The following is a 23,104-nucleotide window of genomic DNA, read 5'->3' on the forward strand; positions in this document are numbered from 1 at the left end:
TTTATCATTCAATAATGGGTAGTGTAGAATATTGTTCAAGAGGTGAGAAAGTTGGAGAAAAAAGACAGGTTATCTCAGATTTCCGAAAGGCAAAAGAGAATCGAACAAAATCTTTCCAGAATCAAACACAAAATAGCTGTTCTCAGCGGTAAAGGAGGTGTTGGAAAAACAACTGTGGCTGTGAATATAGCAGTTGCTCTGGCCGAAGAAGGTTTCGAAGTTGGTCTTGCAGATCTGGATATTCATGGTCCTAATGTAGCCCGAATGCTTGGATTAAGAGACGAACCATTTATGAAAAATGGACTAATACAGCCACCAAAGTTTCTGAATAATCTTAAAGTTCTTTCAATGGCAATGCTTCTCAATGATGGGCAACCTGTTGTATGGAGAGGACCATTAAAACACACTATTATTCAGCAGTTCCTTGGTGACGCCGATTGGGGTGATCTGGATTTTTTGATATTCGATTTACCACCAGGAACAGGGGACGAAGCACTGAGCCTCTTTCAAATCGTTAAACTCGATGGAACACTGATCGTCACTACCCCGCAACGTGTTGCGATTGACGATGTTCTGAGGGCAATCAATTTTGTTCATGAAATGGGGCAATCAGTAATCGGGTTTGCGATGAATATGTCTTATCTCATCTGTCCTAATTGTAAAACCAGAATCAATCCTTTTGGCGAGAAAACCACAGGTGAATTAATTGATTTAACGGGTGTGGAATGCCTTGGAGAAATACCCATGGATCCAGCAATAGCTTCATACTCAGACGCTGGAAAACCTGTTGTTTCGTATATGAGAGGCTCCGAGGCAGAGAAAAGTTTCAGAAATATCGTTGCAGGTATACTTTCTAAAATTGGAGGTTGATCGATATATCTATTTTTGCATCTCTAGCTCATTTTATCTCGGATTTTTATGTCTCATTTCTTACACCGCTTGGCCCATACTTTATGGATAAGTACCAAATTACAGCAAAACAGATCGCATTTTTTATTACGGCAATATCTTTCATCTCGTCTGTCTTTCAGATATTCTTTGGAATAATTGCTGATAACGTTAAAGACAGATTTCGATTCATTTATTTGCTCACAGCGACAACAATTTTTCTGATAAGCTTGATCGACTTTGCCCATAGTATAGTAACTTTGTTCATTTTATTTCTTGTAGCTTATTTTGCTAATTCAGCTTTTCATCCAGCAGGTGCATCTTTATCCCACAGTGTTTCGGAAAGAGGAATGCCAATTTTTGTATCTGCCGGGACGATAGGAGCAGCACTTGGCCCGGTTTTTGTAACTGCGTTTTCATATTTTAATTTGAAACACCTCTGGATAATTGGCTTACCACTTTTAGCTCTTTTAGCTCTATTTATCAAACCTGAAAGAGCCAAATATACCAGGCCAGACAAACCAAAAGAAAAATTTCATTTTTCGAAGATCTCAACTCTTATGGATTTATGGATTATGGTAACCATGAGAACACTCATAATGTCTGTCGTGCATCTTTATGCTCCAATTTTGTCTGTACAAAGAGGGTATTCTCTGATTTTTGGTGGTAGTCTATTATCGATAGGTATAGCTGTGGGGGTTTTCACAACTGTATTGGGAGCGTGGATAAGCAAAAAAATTGGCAATAATCTTGTTAATTTCGCGAGCTTTCTTGGTATGAGTGTAGCTTTGTTTATGCTAATAACTTCATCGAGTGCATTCTCGACGATCTTAAGCTATACATTGATCGATGCTTTTGGTTATCTGACCATGTCTTCCAACGTTACTCAAGCTCAGATAACCCTGCCAAATCATACATCGTTTGCTTCGTCTTTCGTCATGGGATTCGCATGGGCATGCGGAACAGGACTCAGATTTCTCCTGATAATGCCCTTTGGCGACAATATAACCATCGTTTTTTACACAACCGCTTTCATATCTATCGCGATGGCTATCTTCACCATGACCTGGCACAGAATAAAATCAAAAAAACAACCACTCAGGGGGAGTTGAAATGGAACCAAGAAAGGTCGCCATGTACTATACTCTGATTTATATCGCAATTTTTATAATTCTCAGCCTCATATACAGAAATTTCTTCAATACTGTCTTGCTAACCTTCATAGCTGTCATGATAGTCGATGCCGTAGCGAGTTTTATAACCAGATTTCTTCATGTTCCAAAAAGAATAGCGACGGTAATAGCGTTGTTGATATATTTTTTCGCTCTCATATGGGGACTTGTTATGATCGTACCAAACGCCTTTACACAGATAGCGGATTTTTACAAACTTATCACAGATATCATTGAAAAAAGAACCTGGGAACAGTATATAAATAACGAAGAGTTGATAAATGCACTTAACGCACTTGTAGATTTCATAGAGCCAAGCATTGCGCAACTTGCTAATTATTTGCTCAGAGAGGCAGCGGCTCATATTCCGGGTGTAATTGTTGTACTGTTTTTCTCAATACTTGGTGCAGTTTATGTCTCTCTATATGCGCATCATATAGTTCAGGTTGTTCCGCTTCTGTATCCAAGAAAATGTAGAGATGGGATAAATGAATTTTTATCCGAACTGAAAATAAATATGCGTAGATTTATAGGTGTTATAGCTTTAAATGCCGTCATAGTTGGAATAGCGTTTGCTCTGCTTTTCAGATTCATGAATTTACCCTACGCACCTTTGATAGCTTTCTGGGCATTTCTAACCAATTTTATACCCATTGTTGGAGTAATTTTCGAATTCATACCAATTTTTCTCTTCTCACTTTCTCTGGGGCTGACAGGAATGTTCTGGATAATTACCTTTTCAATACTAATTCACCTTTCAGTCTTTATATTTTTCTTCGAAGCCATGAAGGGTTATGCACGGGTAAATCCTGTTTTAATGATATTCTCAATACTCATAACCTCTGAAATATTCGGCCCGGTTGGCATATTTTTCGGGGTTCCTGCAGCAGTTTTTGTTGTAGTTTTCTACAAACAGTTCATTAAAGCTCAATTAGAAAGTGAGTGAAAAACCTTAATGAAATACCAGATGGTTTATTTTGATCTGGATAATACTTTGCTCGATTTTTCCCGTTCTGAAAAGGAAGCTCTAAAACTAACACTGCTGGAGTACGGGATTTTAATAAACGAGTCGCAAATAGAACTGTATATAGAAATAAACAAAAAATGGTGGCAGGCATTTTCGAAAGGCCTTTACAGTAAAGATTACATCGTCAGAGCAAGATTTAAAGATTTTCTGGAGAAAATCGAAGCAAAAAGAGTAGAATACAGTGAAGCTGCAGAAAAATATTTAAAAAATCTCTCCAACCTGGCTTATTTCATGCCAGGTGCTGAAGAATTTTTGACGAAGATGAAATTATCTGGCCAAAAAATGGCTGTGCTGACAAATGGTGTTCGGGCTGTTCAGGAAAAGAGGGCAAAAATTCTAAAACTTGACAGGTTTATCGAGTTCATTTTAAGCTCAGAGCAAGTTGGTAAACCCAAACCAGATCCTGCTTTATTTGTAGAAGCTTCTCGACTCAGTGGAATCTCTTTGAGTGAATGTGTTTATATTGGCGATGATCCAGAGGTAGATTTCAAAGCTGCTAAAAACGCCGGCACAGAATTTATCTTGCTTGATTATGCCGGCGTTTATCCAGATTTTGAACACAATAGGGTAGAAAACTTCGACGAACTCTATTTAAAACTAAGCATGTGAATTTATCCAGCAATAAACTTCCTCGGCAACTGTGCGAATGCTCTCATCTTCAAACGGCGATGAAAGTTTCGACACCTTCAAAAGTTCTGTGAAAGGCAAACTACCACCGACATCACACAATTTTACGTAATCTGCAAAAGCACTTCTAAAATCTGAACGCGATCTGATCCAGAACTGAAATGCACATATTTGGGCAAGTACATAGTCAATATAATAAAATGGGTTCTCGAATATATGCATCTGCTGGTGCCATCTTCCACCATTTTCTAAGAACTGATTGCCGTCGTAATCAATCTCGGGCATGTAAGTTTTTTCAATATCTCTCCAAATTTTCCTTCTTTCCCTGGGAGTCATATCTGGATTTTCATAGACAAGGTGCTGGAATTCATCAACACATGTCCCGTAAGGTATAAAATTCAAAGCACCCCACAGATGAACAAGTTTTGCCTTTTCTGCCTGTTCTTTGTAGAATAAATGCATCCACGGCCATGCAAAAAACTCCATACCCATCGAATGAATCTCGCATGCCTCAAGTGTTGGCCAGTGATACTCAGGAATATCAAAATTTCTGCTTCTGAAAACCTGGAAAGCGTGCCCGGCCTCGTGAGTTAAAACCTCGACATCATGCTCGGTGCCATTAAAGTTTGCAAAGATAAAAGGGGATCTATAGTTTGGCACAAAATGGCAAAATCCCCCTGGGTATTTTCCATCTCTGGCCTTCAAATCCATCAATTCATTTTGCAACATAAAAGAGAAGAATTCATCAGTCTGTTGAGACATTTCTGCGTACATCTCTCTTGCCTTGAGGACAATTTCGTCTTCATCTCCTTGAGGTTTTGGATTTCCCTGTTTTAATATAACGGAAAGATCATAATATTTTAATTTTTTCAATTCAAGATGTTCTGCTTGCTTTTCTCGCAGCTTAGCTACTACAGGAACAATATATCTTTTGATGGCCTCTCTAAGCTTTTCAACCATCTTTTCGTTATAATCTGAGCGAGTAAGTCTATCGTAACCAAGTTGTGTAAAGCTTACATAACCAAGTTTTCTGGCTATCTCAGTTCTCAATCTAACAAGCCTGTCGTATATTTGATCAGACTTCTCTTCGTTTGCTGAAAAAAATGAATATAATGCTTCTGCGGCCTCTTTTCTTTCATTACGTTCTTTTGAAATCATAAACGCCCTCAATTGTGGTATTGTCATCTTCTTTCCTTTGAAGCTGATCCGGGCGGATGAAACAAGCTGTGCATACTGAGTTGAAAGTTTGTTTTCTTCGACAAGGTCATCGAGAATTTCGGGCTTGAAAGTTTTTACAGTTAGAGACGCGATATTGAATAATTGTTTTCCGTAGATTTTTTCGAGATCATCTCTAAAATTAGAATCAAGTAGGGTTCTATAAAACAGAGTTGTCAACCCCTCAACAACAGGTGTTGCCGTGTCAAAAAAGTCTTTTTCGGCTTTGTAGAATTCATCATTTGTGTTCATGCAGTAACGTATCATGCAGATTGAGGAAGTTGTTGAAAAATCTTCTCTCATTTTGTTCAACTGCTTAACAATAAGATCAGCTTCCTGAAAAGTCTTTGCTTTTCTCAAATCTGCAACAGTTTTTTCGAAATCAACTTTGAACTGTTCCAAATCAGGCCTTTTGTAAACAAACTCCGAGAATCTCACAACCACACCCCCTGTTCACATTGTCAATATCAGTTTATCATTATCTTTACCTTATGTCATCATCAGTTCGTCTATAATCATAACAGTAAGTATCAAAAAACATTTTGAATGATATCATTATTCTAACTATAATGTTTTCGCAAAAACAGGAGGATGAAAGATGCTGAGAACCCATACATGCGGTGAATTAACTATCAAAGATGTGGGTAAGAAAGTCATTCTTGCAGGGTGGATCGACAGAATTAGAGATCTTGGTGGAGTGAAGTTTTTAATGCTGAGAGACAGATACGGTCAAACCCAGATTATTCTTTCCCAAAATTGTCAGATAAACCTGCGTAGGGAATCTGTCGTGCAAATCGAGGGTGTAGTCCAAAAAAGGCCTGAAGAAACTATAAACAAGGACCTTTTGACAGGAGAGATAGAAGTTTTTGCAGAAAAAGTAAATGTTTTTTCATCACCCGAAAAAGATCTGCCTTTTTACCCGGGAGAAACAAAATTACCAGCCGAAGAAATTAGACTGAAATACCGCTACATTGACCTTCGGAGGAAAGAAGTTTCAGACAGAATAATTACAAGACACAAAGTTACCCAATGCATCAGAAATTATTTAAGCAAGAATGGTTTCATCGAAGTGGAAACTCCGTTCTTGACGAAGAGTACCCCGGAAGGCGCGCGAGATTTTTTAGTACCTTCTCGACTGAAACCAGGTACTTTCTACGCACTCCCTCAATCACCTCAACTTTTTAAGCAACTGCTTATGATCGGTGGCATAGACAGATACTTTCAAGTGGTTCGGTGTTTCAGAGACGAAGACCTGAGGGCAGATAGGCAACCAGAATTTACTCAAATAGATATAGAGATGTCTTTTAATACTATGGATGATGTCCTGGAGATAACAGAAGGCATGATTAAACATCTTTTCAAAGAAGTGCTCCAGGTAGATTTGCCAGGCAAACTTGACAGACTTACTTATAACGAGTGTATGAACAAATACGGTTCAGACAAGCCGGATCGAAGAATTGGCATGGAATTTTTTGATCTTTCCAAACACTTTAAAACATGTGAATATCACGCGATAAATGCTGAGCTTTCCAGTGGCGGTGTTGTAAAGGGATTCGTTGTTCGGGATTTCGCAAATAAGATGAGCAGAAAACTTGCCGATGAACTAAACGAAATAGCAAAATCACTCGGTGGTGGTGGCATACTGTGGTTTTCATTTGATTCGCCTGAATCGATTAAAGGTGCTGGGGCAAAATATTTGCAGAAAAACTACAATTCAGTTGCAAAAGAGCTTTCAATAAACTATAATGATGTTTGTGTACTTTCGGCAGGTAAAATTGACATAGTTAACACAGTGCTTGGTGAAGTAAGAAAAATTCTGGGTGAGAGGTATTTCTCTGATCTGCGGAAAGGATTTGATATTTTTTGGGTTACGGACTTTCCAATGTTTGAATATAGTGAAGAAGAAAATAGATTCGTTGCTCAACATCATCCATTCACTATGCCAAACCTTGATGATCTAAAAAAGTACAAAAACAGCGATCTTTCAAAGATCCGAGCTCAATCTTACGACATCGTAATAAATGGGTTCGAAGTGGGCTCAGGCAGTATAAGAATTCACGATGCTGAACTCCAGAGAGAGATTTTCAAATTGATGCGGCTTACCGAAGAGGAAGTAAAATTGAAATTCGGTTTTCTTTTAGAAGCGTTTCAATATGGTGCACCACCACATGGAGGTATAGCGCTTGGACTGGATCGATTAACTGCTATAATTTGTGGTGTACCTACAATAAGGGAGGTTATAGCTTTTCCAAAAACATCGAGTGGTATTTGTCCACTGACAGGTGCACCAGATGTTGTAAATCAGAAACAACTTGATGAACTAAAAATAATTCTGGGGGGCGATCACTGTGAATGATATCAAAGTGAAATTTGAACAGCAGCAGATGAAGTTAATCTGTAAGATTGATGGTGATTTTGACGCATATCATTCTGCAGATATAAAAAAAATGATAAAGGAACAGATAGAAACATCAAACCACAGAAAATTAGTAATTGATATGTCTGATGTACCTTATATCGACAGCGCAGGACTTGGAACTATGGTCGCCATCTTGAAAGATGCGAGAAATTATGGAAAAGAAGTAATTCTTACTTCGATGAGGCAGAATGTGAAGCGCATTTTTGAAATGACGAGGCTCGACAAGGTTTTTCAGATTGTTGACACACCGGAGGAGGCATGAATTGAACCGCTTTTTAATAGCTATCGACGGACCTGCTGGTTCTGGGAAATCTTCAGTTGCAAAACTTGTTGCACAGAAAATGAATATGAATTACCTTGATACAGGAGCCATGTACAGAGCCGTGGCACTTTATTTGCATTCGAAGGGCCTTTCGGCAAAAGACGATCTAAAAAAACATCTGGCAGAGATAGATATTGAATATATCGACGGAGAACTCTATTTAAATAAAAAGAAGGTTTCAGATGAAATAAGATCATCAGAAGCAGGAAAATTAGCATCAGATTTTGCAACAATACCTGCAGTTCGAGAGCGATTAACTCAGATACAAAGACATATATGCCAAAATGGAAAATTTGTGGTAGAAGGAAGGGATATTGGAACAGTTGTTTTACCCGAAGCAGATGTAAAGATTTTCCTCACAGCTTCTTTCAAAGAACGTGTGAGGAGAAGGTTCGAAGAATTGAAAGCAAAAAATATGAACCTTACGATGGAAGATATTGCAGATCAAATAAAGATCAGAGACAGACAAGATTCAAGCAGATCAATAGCTCCCTTGAAACCTGCTGAGGACGCCATCGTAATAGATACCACATCCAAAGACATAAACGAAGTGGCAGACGAAATATGCCAGATTGCCTTCAGGAGGATAAAAGTTGAGGATAATTGTTGCTGAGGATATTGGTTTCTGCTCTGGAGTTCGCAGAGCATTGAAGATGACTTTATCTGAGATCAATGAAAATGAGAAAATTTACACGCTTGGTGAAATTGTACATAACAAAACAGTTGTTGATTCTCTAAGGAAAAGAGGAGTAAACGTACTTCAAGAGAATATTATACCCGAAGATGCAAAAAATTCGTCTTTGATAATACGCGCACATGGTATATCCAGAGATCAGCTATTTGAGCTGCAAAAAGTTTTCAAGAAAATTGTAGACACAACCTGCCCCATAGTACATAATCTTTTTCAAACTGCAAGCAGAATACATCAAGAAGGGTACAGAATAGTTGTATTTGGAAAAGAAAGTCACCCCGAAATGTCTGCTTTAAAGGGTTATGTTAAAGATGCCACGATAACTTTGAAACCACCAGAATTATCCGGAAGAATTTGCATTATGTCACAAACAACTATGTCCATCGATGAATTTTACGACTTCGTTGTAAAATCAATCAGTCAATCAAAATTCAGCGAAATAAGAATCATAAACACCGTGTGCGAAATCACAGCAAGAAGAGAAAAAGAAGCGCAAAAGATAGCTAAACAGGTTGATTTAATGATTATAATAGGTGGAAAAAACAGTTCAAATACTTCAAAACTAACAAAAATAGCTTCGAAATTTACAAGAGCGATCCAAATAGAAACTCCTGAAGAAGTTGATAAAATTAATTTTGATAAGGTAGAGATGATAGGTATCACAACAGGCACTTCAACGCCTGAAGAAGATGTAAAAACAGTTATCGACAAAATTAAGTGTAGGAGGGAAAGGAAATGACTGATGAACACGAAAAGATGGAAAATTTTCAAGAATATCTTGATTTCGTTGAAACCAATCCCGGGAGTGTCGTAGAGGCTGTGGTGACCAGGATAAATCCAGCAGAAGGCATTTCTGTAGACTTTGGTGGTAAAGGTGAAGGGATAATTCAGCAAAATGAGTTAATTCACTCCATTGAAAAATATTCAGTAGGTCAAAAAATCAAAGCTCAAATCCTAAAAATCAATGATGAAGAAGGATATGCTCTGCTATCAGAGAAAAGACCTTACATAAGAGAAATGAGAAATACATTGAGAAAAGCGTATGAGTCTAAAATACCCGTCAAGGGCAAAATAGTACAAACTATTCCGGGAGGATACCGGGTATTAATATCCAATATTTTTGACGCCTTCTTGCCGGGTTCTCAATCTCTGCTTAAAAGAAATCAATCTTTTCAAGAAAAAGAAATGAATTTCCTGATAATTGAGTATTCTGTTCGTAGAAACAAGCTCCATATAGTTGTTTCCAGAAAAGCACTTCTGGAACGGTTAAAGAAAGAATTTTTCAACACTCACAAAGTTGGAGATGAAATTGAGGGAACAGTGGAAAGTATCAGGATGAATCATGCAATAATTGATTTCGATGGAATAAAAGCCTTTTTACCAAGATCAGAAATGTCGCACGATCCTTCGGTTTCACCAGATGATATTCTCAAGAAAAACGATCAAATAAAAGTCAAAATAATAGAAATTAACCCAGCAAGAAGCTCTATAACAGTGAGCTTGAAAGCTCTGGAACCTGACCCATGGCTGAAAGTTTCAGAAAGATATTCTGTAGGAACAGTTGTTCAGGGAACAGTCAAAAGCATAATGCCGTTTGGAATCTTTTTGAACCTCGAACCAGGGCTTGACGGACTGATACACATCTCCGAGGTTTTCTGGACGAGCAAAAAAGCAGATCTTCACAAATATTTCAAGATAGGCCAAATTGTTCAAGCCGAAGTGATAGAAATAGATCCGGAAAAACACAGAATTGCTCTGAGTTATAAAAAAGCCAAAGGAGATCCATGGGAAGAAGTCGTACAGAAATACAACGAAGGAGACGTGGTAAGCGGCAAAATAGTAAGAATCTTACCAGCAGGTGTTATTGTGGAACTGGAAGATGGTGTCAGTGGTTTTGTACCAAAATCAGAACTTTCCTGGAACAAAGTAAAGGATCCAACAGATCTGTTCAAGGAAAAAGACAGATTAAATGTCAAAATATTATCAATAGACAAACAGAAAAGACGAATGAGGCTCAGTGTGAAACAATTAACACCAGACCCATGGGATGAAGTTGTTACAAAACTTTCTGAAAACTCCGTAGCTAAAGCCCTGGTGAAATCAAAAGTGAATTCCGGCTTTATAATAGAATTGAAGGATTTCTCTATCGATGGATTAATGCCTGCGAGTCACGCAGATGAATCTTTAAAAGAGGGAGACGAAGTAGAAGTACTTGTTTTGAGGCTTATACCCGAGCGAAGGAAGCTTCTGGTGAGTCAGAAAAAACTCGAGGAGAAAAAGGCTTACGAAGAATATAAAAGCAAAATTGATGAATCAACAGTAAAAAGAACGCTCGGTGACAGGATGAAGAGTTAATATGGCAACAGTTGTTATAGCTGGAAGGGCGAATGTCGGAAAATCAACGCTTTTTAACAGACTTATCGGACGCAGAAAGGCAATAACAGAAAAGATAGAAGGTGTTACTCGTGATATTATAAAAGGTCTCGTTGTTTACAACGAGACCTCTTTCCTTCTGTACGACACGTGTGGAGTATTTGAATCAACCCGAGATCCCGTTCTCCTTGCAATGCGTGATAAAGCCTTCGAGGCATTTCGAAAAGCAGATCTCATTTTATTCGTTGTGGATGGAAGAAGCGGCATTACATCAGAAGATGAATATGTTGCTCAACAATTGAGAAAAATCGCCAAGAAAGTTCTTATGGTAATTAACAAGTCTGAAAATATGTCCGTGGTTGAAAAAAACCTTCCTGATATAATGAAACTCGGTTTTGCCGAATATATTCCTGTTTCTGCTCAACATGGCAACAACATAGACGAATTACTTGATAAAATTACAAATCTGCTGAGAGAATCTGGCGAGAAATCAATGCTTTTTAAAGAATCTTCACCGAAGATCGCGATTGTTGGAAAACCTAACGTTGGAAAATCATCACTTTTCAACGCTCTTCTGAATATGGACAGAGCCACTGTTACTCCTGTACCCGGCACAACGAGAGATCCTGTGGATGAAATGATCGAAATTAATGGCAAAAAGTACATACTTGTTGACACAGCTGGCATGAGGAGAAAGAGCAGAATAGAAAGAAAAACAATCGAGCAATTCAGTATAAGCAGAACGATTGATACCATACAATCTGCTGATGTTGTTTTGCTTGTTATAGATGCAACCGAAGGCGTTACCAGGCAGGATAAAAGAATTGCTGATTTGATACTCAGCAGTGGTAGAGCCATGGTTTGTGTGATTAATAAATTTGATCTTGTAAACGTACGTAAAAAAGACTATGAGGCAGCGCTTTTCACTGAGATGCCATTCATTAATTTCTGTCGAATAGTTTTTACCAGTGCTGTCAAAAAAAGTGGCCTGGAAAAACTTTTCAATGCTATAGATGAGGCGTACGAATCTTACTGCCGAAAAGTTCCTCAACAACTCTTGAGTAAGCTTGCATCACAACTTCCATTGCTTTCGCCTGCCCTTAGCAGAAAAAATTTGAGGATTTATTCCATAAAGCAAATAAAGATAAAGCCACCGAAATTTGTTATCATGGTTAATAAAAAAGAGCTCACCGACTATCAAACAGAGAAAACATTACAAAGATTTATAAGAGAGAGGGTAGATCAATTTACTGGAACACCATTGGTGATAGAATTCAAAAGTAGGAGATGATTATGAATTATATACTTATTGGACTGATTTCCTATTTTTGCGGAGCAATACCATTCAGTTATCTTCTACCGAAATTGAGAAAAATCGACATCAGAAGAACCGGTAGTGGGAATGTTGGTGGCACAAATGCTCTCAGGGCTGCCGGCCCTGTTATCGGCTTTATTTGTATGGTTCTTGATGGCGTTAAAGCCTTTGTGCCTGTACTTGTTTTTTCTCTGATTTTTAAAGATATTCATTATACAGGAATATCTTCCATTTTTGCTGTCCTTGGCCATGATTTTCCAGTTTTCCTGAGGTTCAAAGGCGGAAAAGGTGTTGCAAGTACCACAGGGGTATTTTTTGCACTTTGCCCGATTTGTGGCTTTACTTTCCTCGCAACCTGGATCAGCATAACTCTTTTAACAAAATATGTTTCACTGGCTTCGATAGTAGGTATGTACGCAGCTTCGTTTGTTGCTTTCTTCTTTAACAAAGACTACGGAGTGTTGTTTTTGTTGCTCTCAACCTTATCAACGTTAAGACACTCGGAAAATATCGAAAGATTGGTCAACAAATCGGAAAGAAAAACTGACTTGATAAAAATAATTAAAAAGAGGGGGTAAGCTTGAGAAAATTACTTTTTCTGCTTTTTGTATTGCACTGCGTGTTGATCTATCCTATAGTTAATGAAGAACAAGCTCGAGAGCTGTTCTCACAGGCTTTATTGCACTGGTATCAGGGAGATGTTTCAAACGCGAGAAATCTCATGGAGCAGGCTCTTTCTGGTCTGATATATGTTGCTGACATACCTGAGTTCTGGTTTTTCACTTCAAAAATCGATATAGATACCAGGGCAGTTGAAAAAGCACAGGAAAATCTCAAAACAGTTCTTGTAGTAAGTCCTGGAAAAGCTGAGGTACTTTCTTTAATAAAAGAAATCGAGGTGCTTTCAAACCCCATAAAATTCTCAACGCCAACAGTATTTGATGAGATCTTAACAGTTCCTGGTTTTACCAGAGGAGTAGAATACTTCTACACACCGAATGCCGTGGCTTTCTATGAAAATTCCTTACTTATAGCCGATGAAGCAAATAAAAGGTTGATAAGATACGAAGAAGGTAAGTACCAAATCTACAAAATAAGTATCTCCCCTCGGAGCATCGCTGCTTTTCCTGAATCTCACGTATATATATCGGGAGATGGAAAACTGATCGAGTACGATCTTCAAAACCTCTCTGAGAAAGTCATAGGTGATGGATTTATTAACCCCATCCTTGCAGGATTTGATAGAGTCAACAGACTATGGGGAGCAGATGTTGATAGAATCTTCACGTGCGACGGTGGAAAAATTACATTTTTTAACCCTGAAGGCTTTCATATAATTGGAGATATCGAGATAACTCCAAACGGGATATGGATACTTGACACATTTGCAAATCAGCTTATTCTTCTTGATTATTCGATGAATGTAATAAAAACATATCCTTCCTACAATGCTTGGAATTTTGAAATCAGTTTATCAGGTGAACCTGTAATTATTACAAAAAACGGCACACTCTCGATAGTGAAAGACGATGGTTTGCACGACCTGTTTACTCCGACAGGTAATACCGTTCTTTTCGAGTACCATTATCCATACCTTATGCTAATGGATTGGAAATCCCATAGTGTGTCAGTCCGATTGATGAAATCTCAGGAGCCAGTAATAGTCAAAGTAGATAATCTGAGTCTTAGCGAAGAATATATCGATCTTTCAATCAGAGTTGAAAATATATCTGGTGAACCGCTGCCGTTTATTCGACAATTAATTCAGGTTCGTGAAGGTGGAGGACCAGTTTTTTTCAACATCTCGGCAAATTATCTGAAACTTGAATGGTTGAAAGCTACCTCAGAATTTTTCAGCGATCTTCTTCCGAAAATAAAAAGAGGTTCCCTCTATGGCGTATTATTCGATAATACTCCAAAAGAATGGAAAAGAACAGATCTCGTAACACTTAGAGGAAAAAACATTAAACTTTTTTCCCGTTCGCAGGTAACGGATTTAGAATTGCTATCTGGAGGCTTTGGACCAGTAAATTCCGAAAGAGAAATATGGCAGCCTGTCTGGTCCATATCTTTCAAGCGCACAAGGCCTATCCCATCGGATATTGTCCCGGTTGCTGTCGAGGTAAAAATTGGCCAGGAGGTTTATTCAGACACTATATATTACACAAGAGGAATGGTGGAATGAAAATTGAGAAGATTTTTCAGGAAGCCTACACAGCGTCGCAATCCGGCGATTTATCAAAAGCTGAGTTTCTTTATAAAAAATGTTTAGAAATTCAGCAAACACCGGAAGTGTGGAATAACCTTGGAAATGTTTACAGAAAACAAGAAAAAAATGCCAGGGCTATAGAATGTTATCAGAAAGCTATCGAAATGGACAAGAATTTTCTGCCTGCATATACAAATATGGCCTGCACTTTATTGAATCTTGAAAGATATGACAGTGCGAAACTTATCTTAACCAGAGCCTTACAGCTTAACAGAGACGACAGTACGGTCAAAGCAATGCTCATAGTTTGTCATCTTGCCTTGAAAGAAACTATCGAAGCAATTGACCTGTATGCTGAAAATATAAATGATAACCAATTAGCTGAAGAATTGAGAGAGTACGGCGTTCTGGAAAAGCTCAAAGAATTGAGAAAAACGTGGAATAGATACTAATTTTGAAAAAAGATAGTTATAAGAAGTGGGTCTATCTTTGTTTTGACTATTCTCTTAAATTTCTGTACAGTATTATCGACTTTCTTAAAGTTCACATTCAATTCCTGCTCTATTTGTTCATAACTCGATCCATTTATCCACATACTGATTATCCCCTGTTCCAGATCGGTAAGATGCCCGTTTACTTTTTCCATAACTATTTCTAAGACAGCTTGGCGCACTGTTGAAGTCCCTGCGTCTTCGAAAGAATAACCGGTTTCATCAGATTCTTCATCAGTTATGGAATCGACGCTCAAAGCATCTGTCAACATTCTGTTCTTCCTCCGGTTAAGAAAGGTGAGAAAGGACTTCAACTCCGATTCTACACTTGTCCAGGCAAAAGAAGTGAATCCTCCTTTATCAGACTGGTAATAATAAACTGCCTTGATCAAACCAACCAGACCGTTTTGAACCAGATCTTGAAACTCTGCCCAGGGCGCATAATATTTTGAGGAAATTTTTACAACCATAGGATAGAATTTCTCTACCAAAAGGTCTAAGGCTTCTTTAAGCCCGCTTTGAGCAAGATTCACAAGTTCTTCCGTTCTCTTAGTTCTCAAACTGTATTTTACATTCAAACGTGATACCCACTTTCAATCATTTTGGCGAGTTGACCTATATTTTCCACTATAAGATCTGGTTTTCTTGCAACAGATTTCAGATCATGCAAGGTCGTCTCACCAGATAAAACAAGTATTGAAAAAACACCTGAATTGTAGGCAAATTCCATATCGGTATAGAGCCTGTCACCAACCATCGCTATCTTATCAGGAGATACGCCGGTTTTCCTGACAATCATTTTTAGCATCAGAGGGTTCGGCTTTCCAACGATATAATCAGGTTTCCTCAAAGTGGATTTTTCTATCAATGCCATAAAAGAACCCGCATCAGGTACTGGCCCATGCAATGACGGGCAATTTACATCCAGATGAGTTGCTATGTATTTCAGGCCCTTTCTTAAAAACAAACACCCGAGAGAAAGCTTACGATAGTTGATCTCTGTATCATATCCAAGCACCACTAATTGTGGGTTTTGCTCAGTATTTTTATGTCCGTAACTCTCCAGTGTTTTTACAAGTGATTCAGTACCTATTGTAAAAAGATCCACATGACCAAATCTTTCCTCAAGGAAAAGAGCCGTAGCCTCACCGGAGGTAAAGATATCTTCAGGAGTTACATCGACCCCAAGTTTTTTCAGTTTTTCTACATAATCAAAATTGTTCTTTGAAGAATTATTTGTTAAAAACATAACCCTCTTTTTTTGCTTTCTTACCACATGAAGAAAATCCAGCGCGCCTGTTACAAGTTTATCTCCAATGTAAAATGTTCCATCCATGTCTAAGAGAAACAGATATACTTCATTGAGATTCAGTGCCTTCACCTCATAAATACGATACCAGAATAGCTGCCTTCTGAAAAGATGTAACCTTGAAATTGCACTACCGATCTGGTAATATTATTAAGCGGTTTGAGAAAGGGGTATGAGAGATGGCAAAAAGATGTGAAATATGTGGAAAAGGACCTGTAGCTGGCAAAAACGTCAGTCACTCCAATAGACACACTCGAAGAATGTTCAGACCGAACCTTCAGAAAATTCGTGTGATTACCGAAGATGGAACTGTCAGGACTATGAGAGTCTGTACCAGATGTCTCAAGGCAGGCAAAGTTCAAAAAGCAACAGCATGAACGCGCGGGTTTATCCGCGCGATTTTGTTTTCAACTTTCCAGATATTGAAAACAGCCTTCACGTTTGATAAAATGTACCTGTGCGATTCTTCCGAAAAGGATGGTGGACAGATGGATTTGAGAAAATTCATCAGAGATATTCCTGATTTTCCATTTGAAGGAATTATTTTTAGAGATGTTACTCCCCTCTTGAAAAACCCTCAGGCTTTCCAGGCAGCTATAGATAAAATGGCAGAAACTGTGTCTGATATCGATTTCGATTTAATTGTTGCTCCAGAAGCAAGGGGATTTATTTTTGGTTCTGCTCTTGCTTACAAACTTCACAAAGGCTTTATTCCGGTTAGAAAACCTGGAAAATTGCCTTACGAAACAACATCAATTGAATATGATCTCGAGTATGGGACAGCCAAGCTTCAAATTCATTCTGATGCAATAGATAAAGGAGAGAAAATCCTGCTTGTTGATGACGTTCTTGCGACAGGTGGTACAGCAAATGCAATAGCACAGCTTGTGAAAAAACTCGGTGGCGAGGTTGCGGGAACATGCTTCTTAGTTGAATTAACATACTTGAATCCAAGAGAAAGACTCAGAGATTACCTCATCAGAACTGTTATCTCTTACTGAGGGGGAGTAGAAATGCTCCGTTTCGATTTCAGTTTTATGTTCGAGCCAAATACAAAAGGAGGAATAAATGAAGAAGAATTCAACTCTGTAAAACAAATCATATCAAAATCCGTAGATAGAGTTGTTAAGAATCGACCAGCATTTGTCAGCGTTGTTTTTGACAGGAGTCATATAGATTCGATTGAAGACATCAGGCAATGGGTTCTTTCTTTCGACAGCCTTGTGGTAGTTGGAATTGGTGGTTCGAACCTTGGAGCAGTAGCTCTTGCAAATGCACTCACACCACTTAATTGGAATCATCTTTCAAAACAAGAAAGAAACGGCTATTTGAAGATCTTTTTTCTTGAAAACGTTGATCCAGACCAATCTGCTGCTATTCTCGATGAAATTGATCCCCGCAAGACTCTTTTCAATATAGTATCAAAATCTGGTTCAACTGCTGAATGTCTTGCACATTATCAAATAATCAGATCGCTTTTGCAATTGCGAGGAATAAATACTACCGAACACTTAATTTTCACAACAGACCCCACAAAAGGTTTTTTAAGACGCGTAGCGAATCAGGAGAAAATTCGAACACTTGATATCCCTGAAAATTTAGGAGGAAGATTCAGTGTCCTTTCTCCTGTCGGGCTTTTGCCAGCAATGGCATGTGGCGTAGATATCAAAGCTCTGCTTGATGGTGCAAAAGATGCATATCTCAAATGTGCAGACATAAATGTTGAAAAAAATCCTGCCGCTATGATAGCCGCGTGTCACTATTTAAACAAGAAAAAAGGTAGAAACATCACAGTTATGATGCCATATTCAAATAAATTATACTCACTTGCCGATTGGTTCAGACAGCTCTGGGCTGAAAGTCTTGGAAAGAAATATTCCCTGACAGGGGAGGTTGTCAATGAAGGATTAACACCAGTAAAAGCGCTCGGCGCGGTAGATCAACATTCACAATTGCAACTTTACAACGAGGGCCCTGATGACAAAACAATAATCTTTTTAGAAGTTGAAAAACACGAGCGTGATATATTAATACCATCTACTCATAAAGATGACGATATCTCCTATCTCAGCGGTAAAACTCTCTCAACGCTCCTGAAAAGTGAGTTAACTGGCACAGAAAGAGCGCTTGCTAACAATGGTCGTCCAAGCATGAGGGTTGTGTTTCCGACTATAAACGCTTACGATATGGGGCAATTTTTCATGTATTTTGAGTTTACAACAGCACTGATGGGTAACCTTTTGAATATTAACCCTTATGACCAACCGGGTGTTGAGCTCAGCAAGAAAATAACATATTCCCTGATGGGTAGGAAGAATTACGAAGAAACAGAATTTGCAGAACCTTCCAAAAAGGTTGTGATAGATTGAAAGATTACATAGTAAAGATCTTCGATCCGTCCATGATCTATTTTTTGAAAGAGAGCCCTTTCGGCGACGATATTTACGTTGTTGTAGTCAAGGAAAGTGAAAAGATTGCTGAGAAACTTTCAAAACTTTATCAGCAGGCAAAAGATGAAATAGCTGTTGTGGTTTTAACGCTTGAAGAATACAGAAATTTTGAAACATTGCTCTCAGAAAAAGGAGAAAAATTGTATTGAAATTCGTAGTAGGTCTGACAGGCAAAATGGGGTCTGGAAAAAGTACAGTTGCATCTATTTTAAAAGAATTTGGCGCAAAAGTAATAAACGTTGATCTGATTGGACACTCTGTACTTTCGAACGAGAAAGTGAAAGATTCCCTAAAAAAGATCTTTGGAGAATCAATCTTTCTGAAAAACCAAATAGATAGGAAAAAACTTGCCCGCGTAGTGTTTTCAGATCTGAACAAACTTTCCTCCTTAGAGAAAATAGTTCATCCATTAATACGTATTGAAGTTGAAAAACAAGTAGAATCATCAGATGGCTTGATCGTTATAGACGCAGCTATTTTACACAGACTCAAACTGGATAAAATATGCGATATAGTGATTTTAATAAAATCACCAGAAGATAAAATAATACATCGCCTTAGGGAAAAAGGAATGAATGAAGAGGAAATTCGAGAACGTTTAATGGCTCAGCACGACATTGTTGAAACAGATCTGGTCATAGTGAATGATTCCGATCTATTAGATTTACGTCGAAAAATAAAGAATTTTTACAATGAGGTGATAAAATCAAAACTGTATCATTCAACAGGGGAGGTGTAGTTATGAAAAAACTTTTTCTGGTGACTTTGCTTGTTCTGGTAATCACTCTGGGTTTTGCAAAAGTTAAGGTGACTTTTTGGCATGCTATGGGCGGAGGACATGGCAAAACTTTGCAGGAAATCGTTGACTTTTTCAATCAGCAACATCCAGATATCGAAGTTGAAGCGGTTTATATAGGAAACTACAGTACATTACAGCAGAAACTACTCGCTGCAGCACAGGCGGGAGGTCTCCCAACAATCTCGCAAGCATATTCAAACTGGACAGCAAAACTGATCTATTCTGGGATAGTTCAGCCACTCAATGATTTCCTCACTGATCCAAAAATAGGTCTAAGTTCAACCGAGTGGCAGGACATTTGGGAGCCAATGAGAATGAACTGCACTTGGGACAAAACCGTTTACGCAGTTCCGTTCAACAAAAGCATCTATGTTATGTATGTCAATACAGATGCACTAACACTTGCCGGTTTGAACATCCCGGAGACAATTGGAGAGCTGAAAAAAGCAGCCATACTCATGACTGAAGATTTTGACGGCGATGGTACGATAGACCAATATGGATTCGCATTCCGCTCAACGGTGGATCATTTTGAGGTGTTTCTCGCGTTGAACGGCGGTGACATTCTTGCAAAAGATGAGAATGGAAAATGGAAAGTAACTATCAACAGCTCCGAATCAAGAGAAGTTCTTCAATTCCTGTTAGATTTGAAAGACAAATACGCATTTGTACAGGGAGGTTACTTAGACGGTCCTTTCGGCGAAGGAAAAATAGCGATGTTTATAGAAACAGTAGCCAGTAAACCCTATGTTGCGAGCGCTTCTCAAGGAAAACACGGCTGGAGTTGGGCACCGCTCCCGGTTTGGAAAACACAAAATGCACTGTTTGCAGGAACTGATTTAATCATGTTCAGTACGGCAAAAGATGAAGAAAAGAAAGCTGCATGGGAATTCATGAAATTTTTAATTTCTCCAGATATAACGGCATACTGGGCGACAAAGACAGGATACCTACCTGTCAGAAAAAGTGCAACAGAAACCGATTTGTGGAAGAAATTCCTTGCAGAAAATCCAGATGCGGAGGTTCCTTTGAAACAATTACCCAATGGTGTTTTTGATCCACAACTTGGTGTCTGGGCAGAGATAAGGACCATAGTCGGAAACATGGTTAACGACGTTCTGTACGGAAAGAAAACAATAGATGAAGGTTTATCCTGGGCTGAACAGGAAATTGCAAGAGAACTTCAAAGAGAAGGACTGTAATTAAAAGGGGGCTGCTGAGCCCCTTTTTCATCTGGAGGTGACTTTGTGCGCGGAGATCCATTCGGACTTCATAGAGTTATAGAACCAAAGGGTAAATTACCTCAACCTGCCTGGAAAATTGACAACGATACTTCGAAGATATATGACAACGAAATTTTGATAGATGTCATAAAACTGAACATAGATGCTGCATCTTTTACACAAATTAAAAATGAAGCTGGGAAAGATGAATCAAAAGTAGCTGAGAAAATTATGCAAATAGTTAAAGAACGTGGTAAGATGCACAACCCAATAACAGGTTCTGGGGGAATGCTGATAGGGAAAATCAAAAAAATTGGAAAAGACCTGAAAATAGATGCAAATGAAGGTGATAAGATAGCAACACTCGTTTCATTGAGTTTGACGCCTCTGAATTTGAAAAAAATCACAAAAGTTCACCTTGACAAAGAACAGGTTGATGTTGAAGCTGAAGCCATATTGTTTGAAACGGGGGTTTTTGCAAAATTACCTGAAGATATGCCAGAATCAGTGGCACTGGCTATCTTAGACGTAGCTGGTGCTCCGATACAAACCGCAAGACTTGTTTCGCCTGGAGATACTGTTTTAGTAACTGGTGCTGCGGGAAAATCTGGTGTACTTTGCTGTTACGTAGCAAAGAAATATGCCGGGCCGACTGGCAAGGTTATTGGCCTGGTTCATTCAGAAAAATCTGTAGCTGAGCTTAAAAATCTAAAAATAGTTGACAGAGTAATGGTCTCAGATGCTCAGGATGCAGTTGGAACCTACAAAAAATTCATGGAAATGAACGGCGGTGAACTTGCAGACGTTGTTATAAACGTTGTGAATGTTCCTGACACGGAAATGGCTTCTGTGATGTGTTGTAAAGAACGCGGTAAGGTTTACTTTTTCTCTATGGCAACCAGTTTCACAAAAGCAGCTCTTGGAGCTGAAGGTATAGGCAAAGATGTGGATATGATTATCGGGAATGGTTATGCAAAAGACCATGCAAAGTTCGCTTTAGAAATTGTGAGAGAAAACAAGAAACTTTATGAACTATTCCTTAAAAGGTATGGATGAGGTGAAAAATGAGACATATCGATGATTTTACAATAGATTATTTTCATGACAGTCAGGAAGCCATGAAACTTTATGAGACAATACAGAATCTGGAAAAAGATCTGTCAATAACTCTAAAAATCGGAAATAACGAATACTTTGGGAATATCAATGTGGCAGCTTATACAGTTGAGAATGAAAATGAATTTCCATCTCTCACAGCTCTGATAGCTTTGCATGGAGAAAGCACCATCAACACGCTCACAGAGAAAGGCGCTGATTTTTCTGAAACCAGTTTGCTTGGAGAGCTTTCATTCATAAAAAACTTTTCAAAACACCTTGCAACGTTGATCTGGCTTGATAGTCTTGAAGAAGATTTTGCCCTGATAGAACTTGGAAATGGTGTGATATGCATAACAAAATATTCGGATATCAAAAATATTAATCAGGAAGAGCTGGCCAAGAAAATTGTGCGGGAATATGCAAAAAGGCATTTCGGTGCAGAAAGAAACTACACTGTAAAAGTACGAACAGGTTCTTTAATTGATTTTTGAACACCTGTTGGTATAATGAAAATAAAGCGGAGGCGTGTCCGAATTGGCTAAGGAGCCGGTCTCGAAAATCGGTGGGCTTTTAAGCCCTTGTGGGTTCGAGTCCCACCGCCTCCGCCAGTTTTTATAGCGAGGTGAAATAATGGTAGTTGTCAAAAACATAGACGAAATGAAAAAGATATGTAGAGAGTTGAGAAAAGAAAAAACAATAGGCTTTGTTCCAACAATGGGCTATCTGCATGAAGGACATCTTTCCCTGGTCAGACGTTCAAAAAAAGAGAATGATATAACTGTTGTCAGCATATTTGTCAATCCAACGCAATTTGGTCCGAATGAGGACTATAATTCTTACCCAAGAAATTTAAATCGTGATGCGTCTCTTCTCGAAAAAGAAGATGTTGATTATGTTTTTATTCCCGAAATTGAACAAATGTATCCAAAAGATTATTCTACCTACATCAATGAAGAGAAACTTTCAAGACACTTATGTGGCAGATCAAGACCAGGGCATTTCAGAGGTGTCTGCACAGTTGTAACCAAGTTGTTCAACATAGTGAAACCCAACCGTGCATATTTTGGCCAGAAAGATGCACAACAGTTTCGTGTAATAAGAAGAATGGTCAGGGATTTGAACATGGACGTAGAAGTAATAGAATGCCCGATTGTGAGAGAGCCAGATGGCCTTGCAATGAGTTCAAGAAATATTTATCTATCAACTGAAGAAAGGAACCAGGCGCTTGCATTGAACAGATCCCTGAAAATTGCGGAAAATCTATACAGGTCTGGCGAAAAAAATACCGAAAGAATGAAAGAAAAAATAGTACAGTATCTGTCTTCCTTCGATAAAATAAAAATAGATTACGTAGAAATAGTTAGTGAGGAAACCCTTGAACCTGTTGAAAAAATCGAAGGAAAAGTCGTTGTTGCCATTGCGGCCTGGGTTGGGAAAGCTCGCCTGATCGACAACACTATTTTAGGAGAAATATAA

At 38.5% G+C, this 23,104-nt stretch carries 25 protein-coding genes and 1 tRNA gene; 23 read left to right on the plus strand and 3 right to left on the minus strand.

Translation table 11 applies throughout. From position 1 onward, the window contains the following. Window positions 1-51: 51 nt before the first annotated feature. From TLET_RS08435 to TLET_RS08455, 4 genes are read left to right on the plus strand one after another with little or no spacing between them, the layout of a single operon-like run. The gene (locus tag TLET_RS08435; RefSeq protein ID WP_012003672.1) at window positions 52-870 is read left to right on the plus strand and encodes an Mrp/NBP35 family ATP-binding protein; all 819 of its coding nucleotides are present in this window, start codon (window positions 52-54) and stop codon (window positions 868-870) included. Continuing rightward, a complete protein-coding gene (locus TLET_RS10705; RefSeq protein ID WP_049753372.1) occupies window positions 867-2,000 on the plus strand; it encodes an MFS transporter in 1,134 nt (377 codons plus the stop codon). Before TLET_RS08435 ends, TLET_RS10705 begins: the two co-directional genes overlap by 4 nt. Window position 2,001: 1 nt before the next feature. Next, a complete protein-coding gene (locus TLET_RS08450) occupies window positions 2,002-3,006 on the plus strand; it encodes an AI-2E family transporter (protein ID WP_012003674.1) in 1,005 nt (334 codons plus the stop codon). Window positions 3,007-3,015: 9 nt separating this feature from the next. After that, window positions 3,016-3,696: a YjjG family noncanonical pyrimidine nucleotidase gene (locus TLET_RS08455; RefSeq protein ID WP_012003675.1), complete on the plus strand. Its 681-nt coding sequence runs from the start codon at window positions 3,016-3,018 to the stop codon at window positions 3,694-3,696. Here the strand turns inward: TLET_RS08455 and TLET_RS08460 are convergent. Further along, window positions 3,685-5,367 (minus strand): M3 family oligoendopeptidase, encoded by a 1,683-nt coding sequence (locus TLET_RS08460; RefSeq protein ID WP_012003676.1) that lies wholly within the window; start codon window positions 5,365-5,367, stop codon window positions 3,685-3,687. The genes TLET_RS08455 and TLET_RS08460 overlap by 12 nt on opposite strands. A 160-nt stretch (window positions 5,368-5,527) precedes the next feature. On the opposite strand from TLET_RS08460, the gene aspS reads away from it, so the two are divergent. From aspS to TLET_RS08505, 9 genes are read left to right on the plus strand one after another with little or no spacing between them, the layout of a single operon-like run. Beyond that, on the plus strand, window positions 5,528-7,285 hold the full coding sequence (gene aspS, locus TLET_RS08465; protein WP_012003677.1) for an aspartate--tRNA ligase: 1,758 nt from the start codon (window positions 5,528-5,530) through the stop codon (window positions 7,283-7,285). Next, on the plus strand, window positions 7,278-7,610 hold the full coding sequence (locus tag TLET_RS08470; protein ID WP_012003678.1) for an STAS domain-containing protein: 333 nt from the start codon (window positions 7,278-7,280) through the stop codon (window positions 7,608-7,610). Before aspS ends, TLET_RS08470 begins: the two co-directional genes overlap by 8 nt. A 1-nt stretch (window position 7,611) precedes the next feature. Further along, on the plus strand, window positions 7,612-8,283 hold the full coding sequence (gene cmk, locus TLET_RS08475; protein ID WP_012003679.1) for a (d)CMP kinase: 672 nt from the start codon (window positions 7,612-7,614) through the stop codon (window positions 8,281-8,283). Next, window positions 8,264-9,100, plus strand: a complete 837-nt coding sequence (gene ispH, locus TLET_RS08480; protein ID WP_012003680.1) for a 4-hydroxy-3-methylbut-2-enyl diphosphate reductase — start codon at window positions 8,264-8,266, stop codon at window positions 9,098-9,100. Before cmk ends, ispH begins: the two co-directional genes overlap by 20 nt. Then, window positions 9,097-10,716: a 30S ribosomal protein S1 gene (locus TLET_RS08485; protein ID WP_012003681.1), complete on the plus strand. Its 1,620-nt coding sequence runs from the start codon at window positions 9,097-9,099 to the stop codon at window positions 10,714-10,716. Before ispH ends, TLET_RS08485 begins: the two co-directional genes overlap by 4 nt. A 1-nt stretch (window position 10,717) precedes the next feature. Continuing rightward, a complete protein-coding gene (der, locus tag TLET_RS08490) occupies window positions 10,718-12,025 on the plus strand; it encodes a ribosome biogenesis GTPase Der (RefSeq protein WP_012003682.1) in 1,308 nt (435 codons plus the stop codon). Window positions 12,026-12,027: 2 nt separating this feature from the next. Beyond that, window positions 12,028-12,627: a glycerol-3-phosphate 1-O-acyltransferase PlsY gene (gene plsY / locus TLET_RS08495; protein ID WP_012003683.1), complete on the plus strand. Its 600-nt coding sequence runs from the start codon at window positions 12,028-12,030 to the stop codon at window positions 12,625-12,627. Between the two features lie 2 nt (window positions 12,628-12,629). Beyond that, entirely contained in the window at window positions 12,630-14,234 is a 1,605-nt protein-coding gene (locus tag TLET_RS08500) for an NHL repeat-containing protein (protein ID WP_012003684.1), read from the plus strand. Further along, on the plus strand, window positions 14,231-14,710 hold the full coding sequence (locus TLET_RS08505) for a tetratricopeptide repeat protein (RefSeq protein WP_012003685.1): 480 nt from the start codon (window positions 14,231-14,233) through the stop codon (window positions 14,708-14,710). The genes TLET_RS08500 and TLET_RS08505 overlap by 4 nt, the downstream gene beginning before the upstream one ends. Here the strand turns inward: TLET_RS08505 and TLET_RS08510 are convergent. Together TLET_RS08510 and TLET_RS08515 are read right to left on the minus strand one after the other, a co-directional pair. Further along, entirely contained in the window at window positions 14,707-15,327 is a 621-nt protein-coding gene (locus tag TLET_RS08510; protein ID WP_012003686.1) for a sigma-70 family RNA polymerase sigma factor, read from the minus strand. The genes TLET_RS08505 and TLET_RS08510 overlap by 4 nt on opposite strands. After that, on the minus strand, window positions 15,324-16,130 hold the full coding sequence (locus TLET_RS08515; protein WP_012003687.1) for an HAD-IIA family hydrolase: 807 nt from the start codon (window positions 16,128-16,130) through the stop codon (window positions 15,324-15,326). Before TLET_RS08515 ends, TLET_RS08510 begins: the two co-directional genes overlap by 4 nt. 107 nt (window positions 16,131-16,237) lie before the next feature. Between TLET_RS08515 and rpmB the strand changes: the two genes are divergently transcribed. The 10 genes from rpmB to panC all read left to right on the plus strand — a co-directional run bounded on the left by rpmB (window position 16,238) and on the right by panC (window position 23,104). Then, a complete protein-coding gene (gene rpmB, locus TLET_RS08520; protein WP_012003688.1) occupies window positions 16,238-16,435 on the plus strand; it encodes a 50S ribosomal protein L28 in 198 nt (65 codons plus the stop codon). A gap of 111 nt (window positions 16,436-16,546) precedes the next feature. Continuing rightward, window positions 16,547-17,059 carry an adenine phosphoribosyltransferase gene (locus tag TLET_RS08525; protein WP_012003689.1) on the plus strand — a complete coding sequence of 171 codons (513 nt, stop codon included), beginning with the start codon at window positions 16,547-16,549 and terminating at the stop codon, window positions 17,057-17,059. Window positions 17,060-17,071: 12 nt separating this feature from the next. Continuing rightward, complete coding sequence (locus tag TLET_RS08530) at window positions 17,072-18,427, plus strand: glucose-6-phosphate isomerase (protein WP_012003690.1); 1,356 nt, start codon at window positions 17,072-17,074, stop codon at window positions 18,425-18,427. Continuing rightward, complete coding sequence (locus TLET_RS08535) at window positions 18,424-18,657, plus strand: hypothetical protein (RefSeq protein ID WP_012003691.1); 234 nt, start codon at window positions 18,424-18,426, stop codon at window positions 18,655-18,657. Before TLET_RS08530 ends, TLET_RS08535 begins: the two co-directional genes overlap by 4 nt. Beyond that, on the plus strand, window positions 18,654-19,247 hold the full coding sequence (gene coaE / locus TLET_RS08540; protein ID WP_012003692.1) for a dephospho-CoA kinase: 594 nt from the start codon (window positions 18,654-18,656) through the stop codon (window positions 19,245-19,247). Before TLET_RS08535 ends, coaE begins: the two co-directional genes overlap by 4 nt. 2 nt (window positions 19,248-19,249) lie before the next feature. Next, the gene (locus TLET_RS08545; protein WP_012003693.1) at window positions 19,250-20,509 is read left to right on the plus strand and encodes an ABC transporter substrate-binding protein; all 1,260 of its coding nucleotides are present in this window, start codon (window positions 19,250-19,252) and stop codon (window positions 20,507-20,509) included. A 45-nt stretch (window positions 20,510-20,554) separates the two neighbouring features. Continuing rightward, the gene (gene kdd / locus TLET_RS08550; RefSeq protein WP_012003694.1) at window positions 20,555-21,586 is read left to right on the plus strand and encodes an L-erythro-3,5-diaminohexanoate dehydrogenase; all 1,032 of its coding nucleotides are present in this window, start codon (window positions 20,555-20,557) and stop codon (window positions 21,584-21,586) included. Window positions 21,587-21,594: 8 nt separating this feature from the next. After that, entirely contained in the window at window positions 21,595-22,119 is a 525-nt protein-coding gene (locus tag TLET_RS08555; protein WP_012003695.1) for a hypothetical protein, read from the plus strand. A gap of 28 nt (window positions 22,120-22,147) precedes the next feature. Then, a tRNA-Ser gene (locus TLET_RS08560) sits at window positions 22,148-22,236 on the plus strand. Window positions 22,237-22,258: 22 nt separating this feature from the next. Beyond that, window positions 22,259-23,104, plus strand: a complete 846-nt coding sequence (gene panC / locus TLET_RS08565; protein WP_012003696.1) for a pantoate--beta-alanine ligase — start codon at window positions 22,259-22,261, stop codon at window positions 23,102-23,104.

The organism is Pseudothermotoga lettingae TMO (assembly GCF_000017865.1).
In the GTDB taxonomy this organism is placed as follows: domain Bacteria; phylum Thermotogota; class Thermotogae; order Thermotogales; family DSM-5069; genus Pseudothermotoga_B; species Pseudothermotoga_B elfii.

Bases quoted from the DNA above. Each gene is read 5' to 3' on its own strand.
- TLET_RS08450 (WP_012003674.1), top strand. From the start codon at position 2,002: ATGGAACCAAGAAAGGTCGCCATGTACTATACTCTGATTTATATCGCA.
- TLET_RS08455 (WP_012003675.1), top strand. From the start codon at position 3,016: ATGAAATACCAGATGGTTTATTTTGATCTGGATAATACTTTGCTCGAT.
- aspS (WP_012003677.1), top strand. From the start codon at position 5,528: ATGCTGAGAACCCATACATGCGGTGAATTAACTATCAAAGATGTGGGT.
- TLET_RS08485 (WP_012003681.1), top strand. From the start codon at position 9,097: ATGACTGATGAACACGAAAAGATGGAAAATTTTCAAGAATATCTTGAT.
- der (WP_012003682.1), top strand. From the start codon at position 10,718: ATGGCAACAGTTGTTATAGCTGGAAGGGCGAATGTCGGAAAATCAACG.
- plsY (WP_012003683.1), top strand. From the start codon at position 12,028: ATGAATTATATACTTATTGGACTGATTTCCTATTTTTGCGGAGCAATA.
- TLET_RS08505 (WP_012003685.1), top strand. From the start codon at position 14,231: ATGAAAATTGAGAAGATTTTTCAGGAAGCCTACACAGCGTCGCAATCC.
- rpmB (WP_012003688.1), top strand. From the start codon at position 16,238: ATGGCAAAAAGATGTGAAATATGTGGAAAAGGACCTGTAGCTGGCAAA.
- TLET_RS08525 (WP_012003689.1), top strand. From the start codon at position 16,547: ATGGATTTGAGAAAATTCATCAGAGATATTCCTGATTTTCCATTTGAA.
- TLET_RS08530 (WP_012003690.1), top strand. From the start codon at position 17,072: ATGCTCCGTTTCGATTTCAGTTTTATGTTCGAGCCAAATACAAAAGGA.
- TLET_RS08545 (WP_012003693.1), top strand. From the start codon at position 19,250: ATGAAAAAACTTTTTCTGGTGACTTTGCTTGTTCTGGTAATCACTCTG.
- TLET_RS08555 (WP_012003695.1), top strand. From the start codon at position 21,595: ATGAGACATATCGATGATTTTACAATAGATTATTTTCATGACAGTCAG.
- panC (WP_012003696.1), top strand. From the start codon at position 22,259: ATGGTAGTTGTCAAAAACATAGACGAAATGAAAAAGATATGTAGAGAG.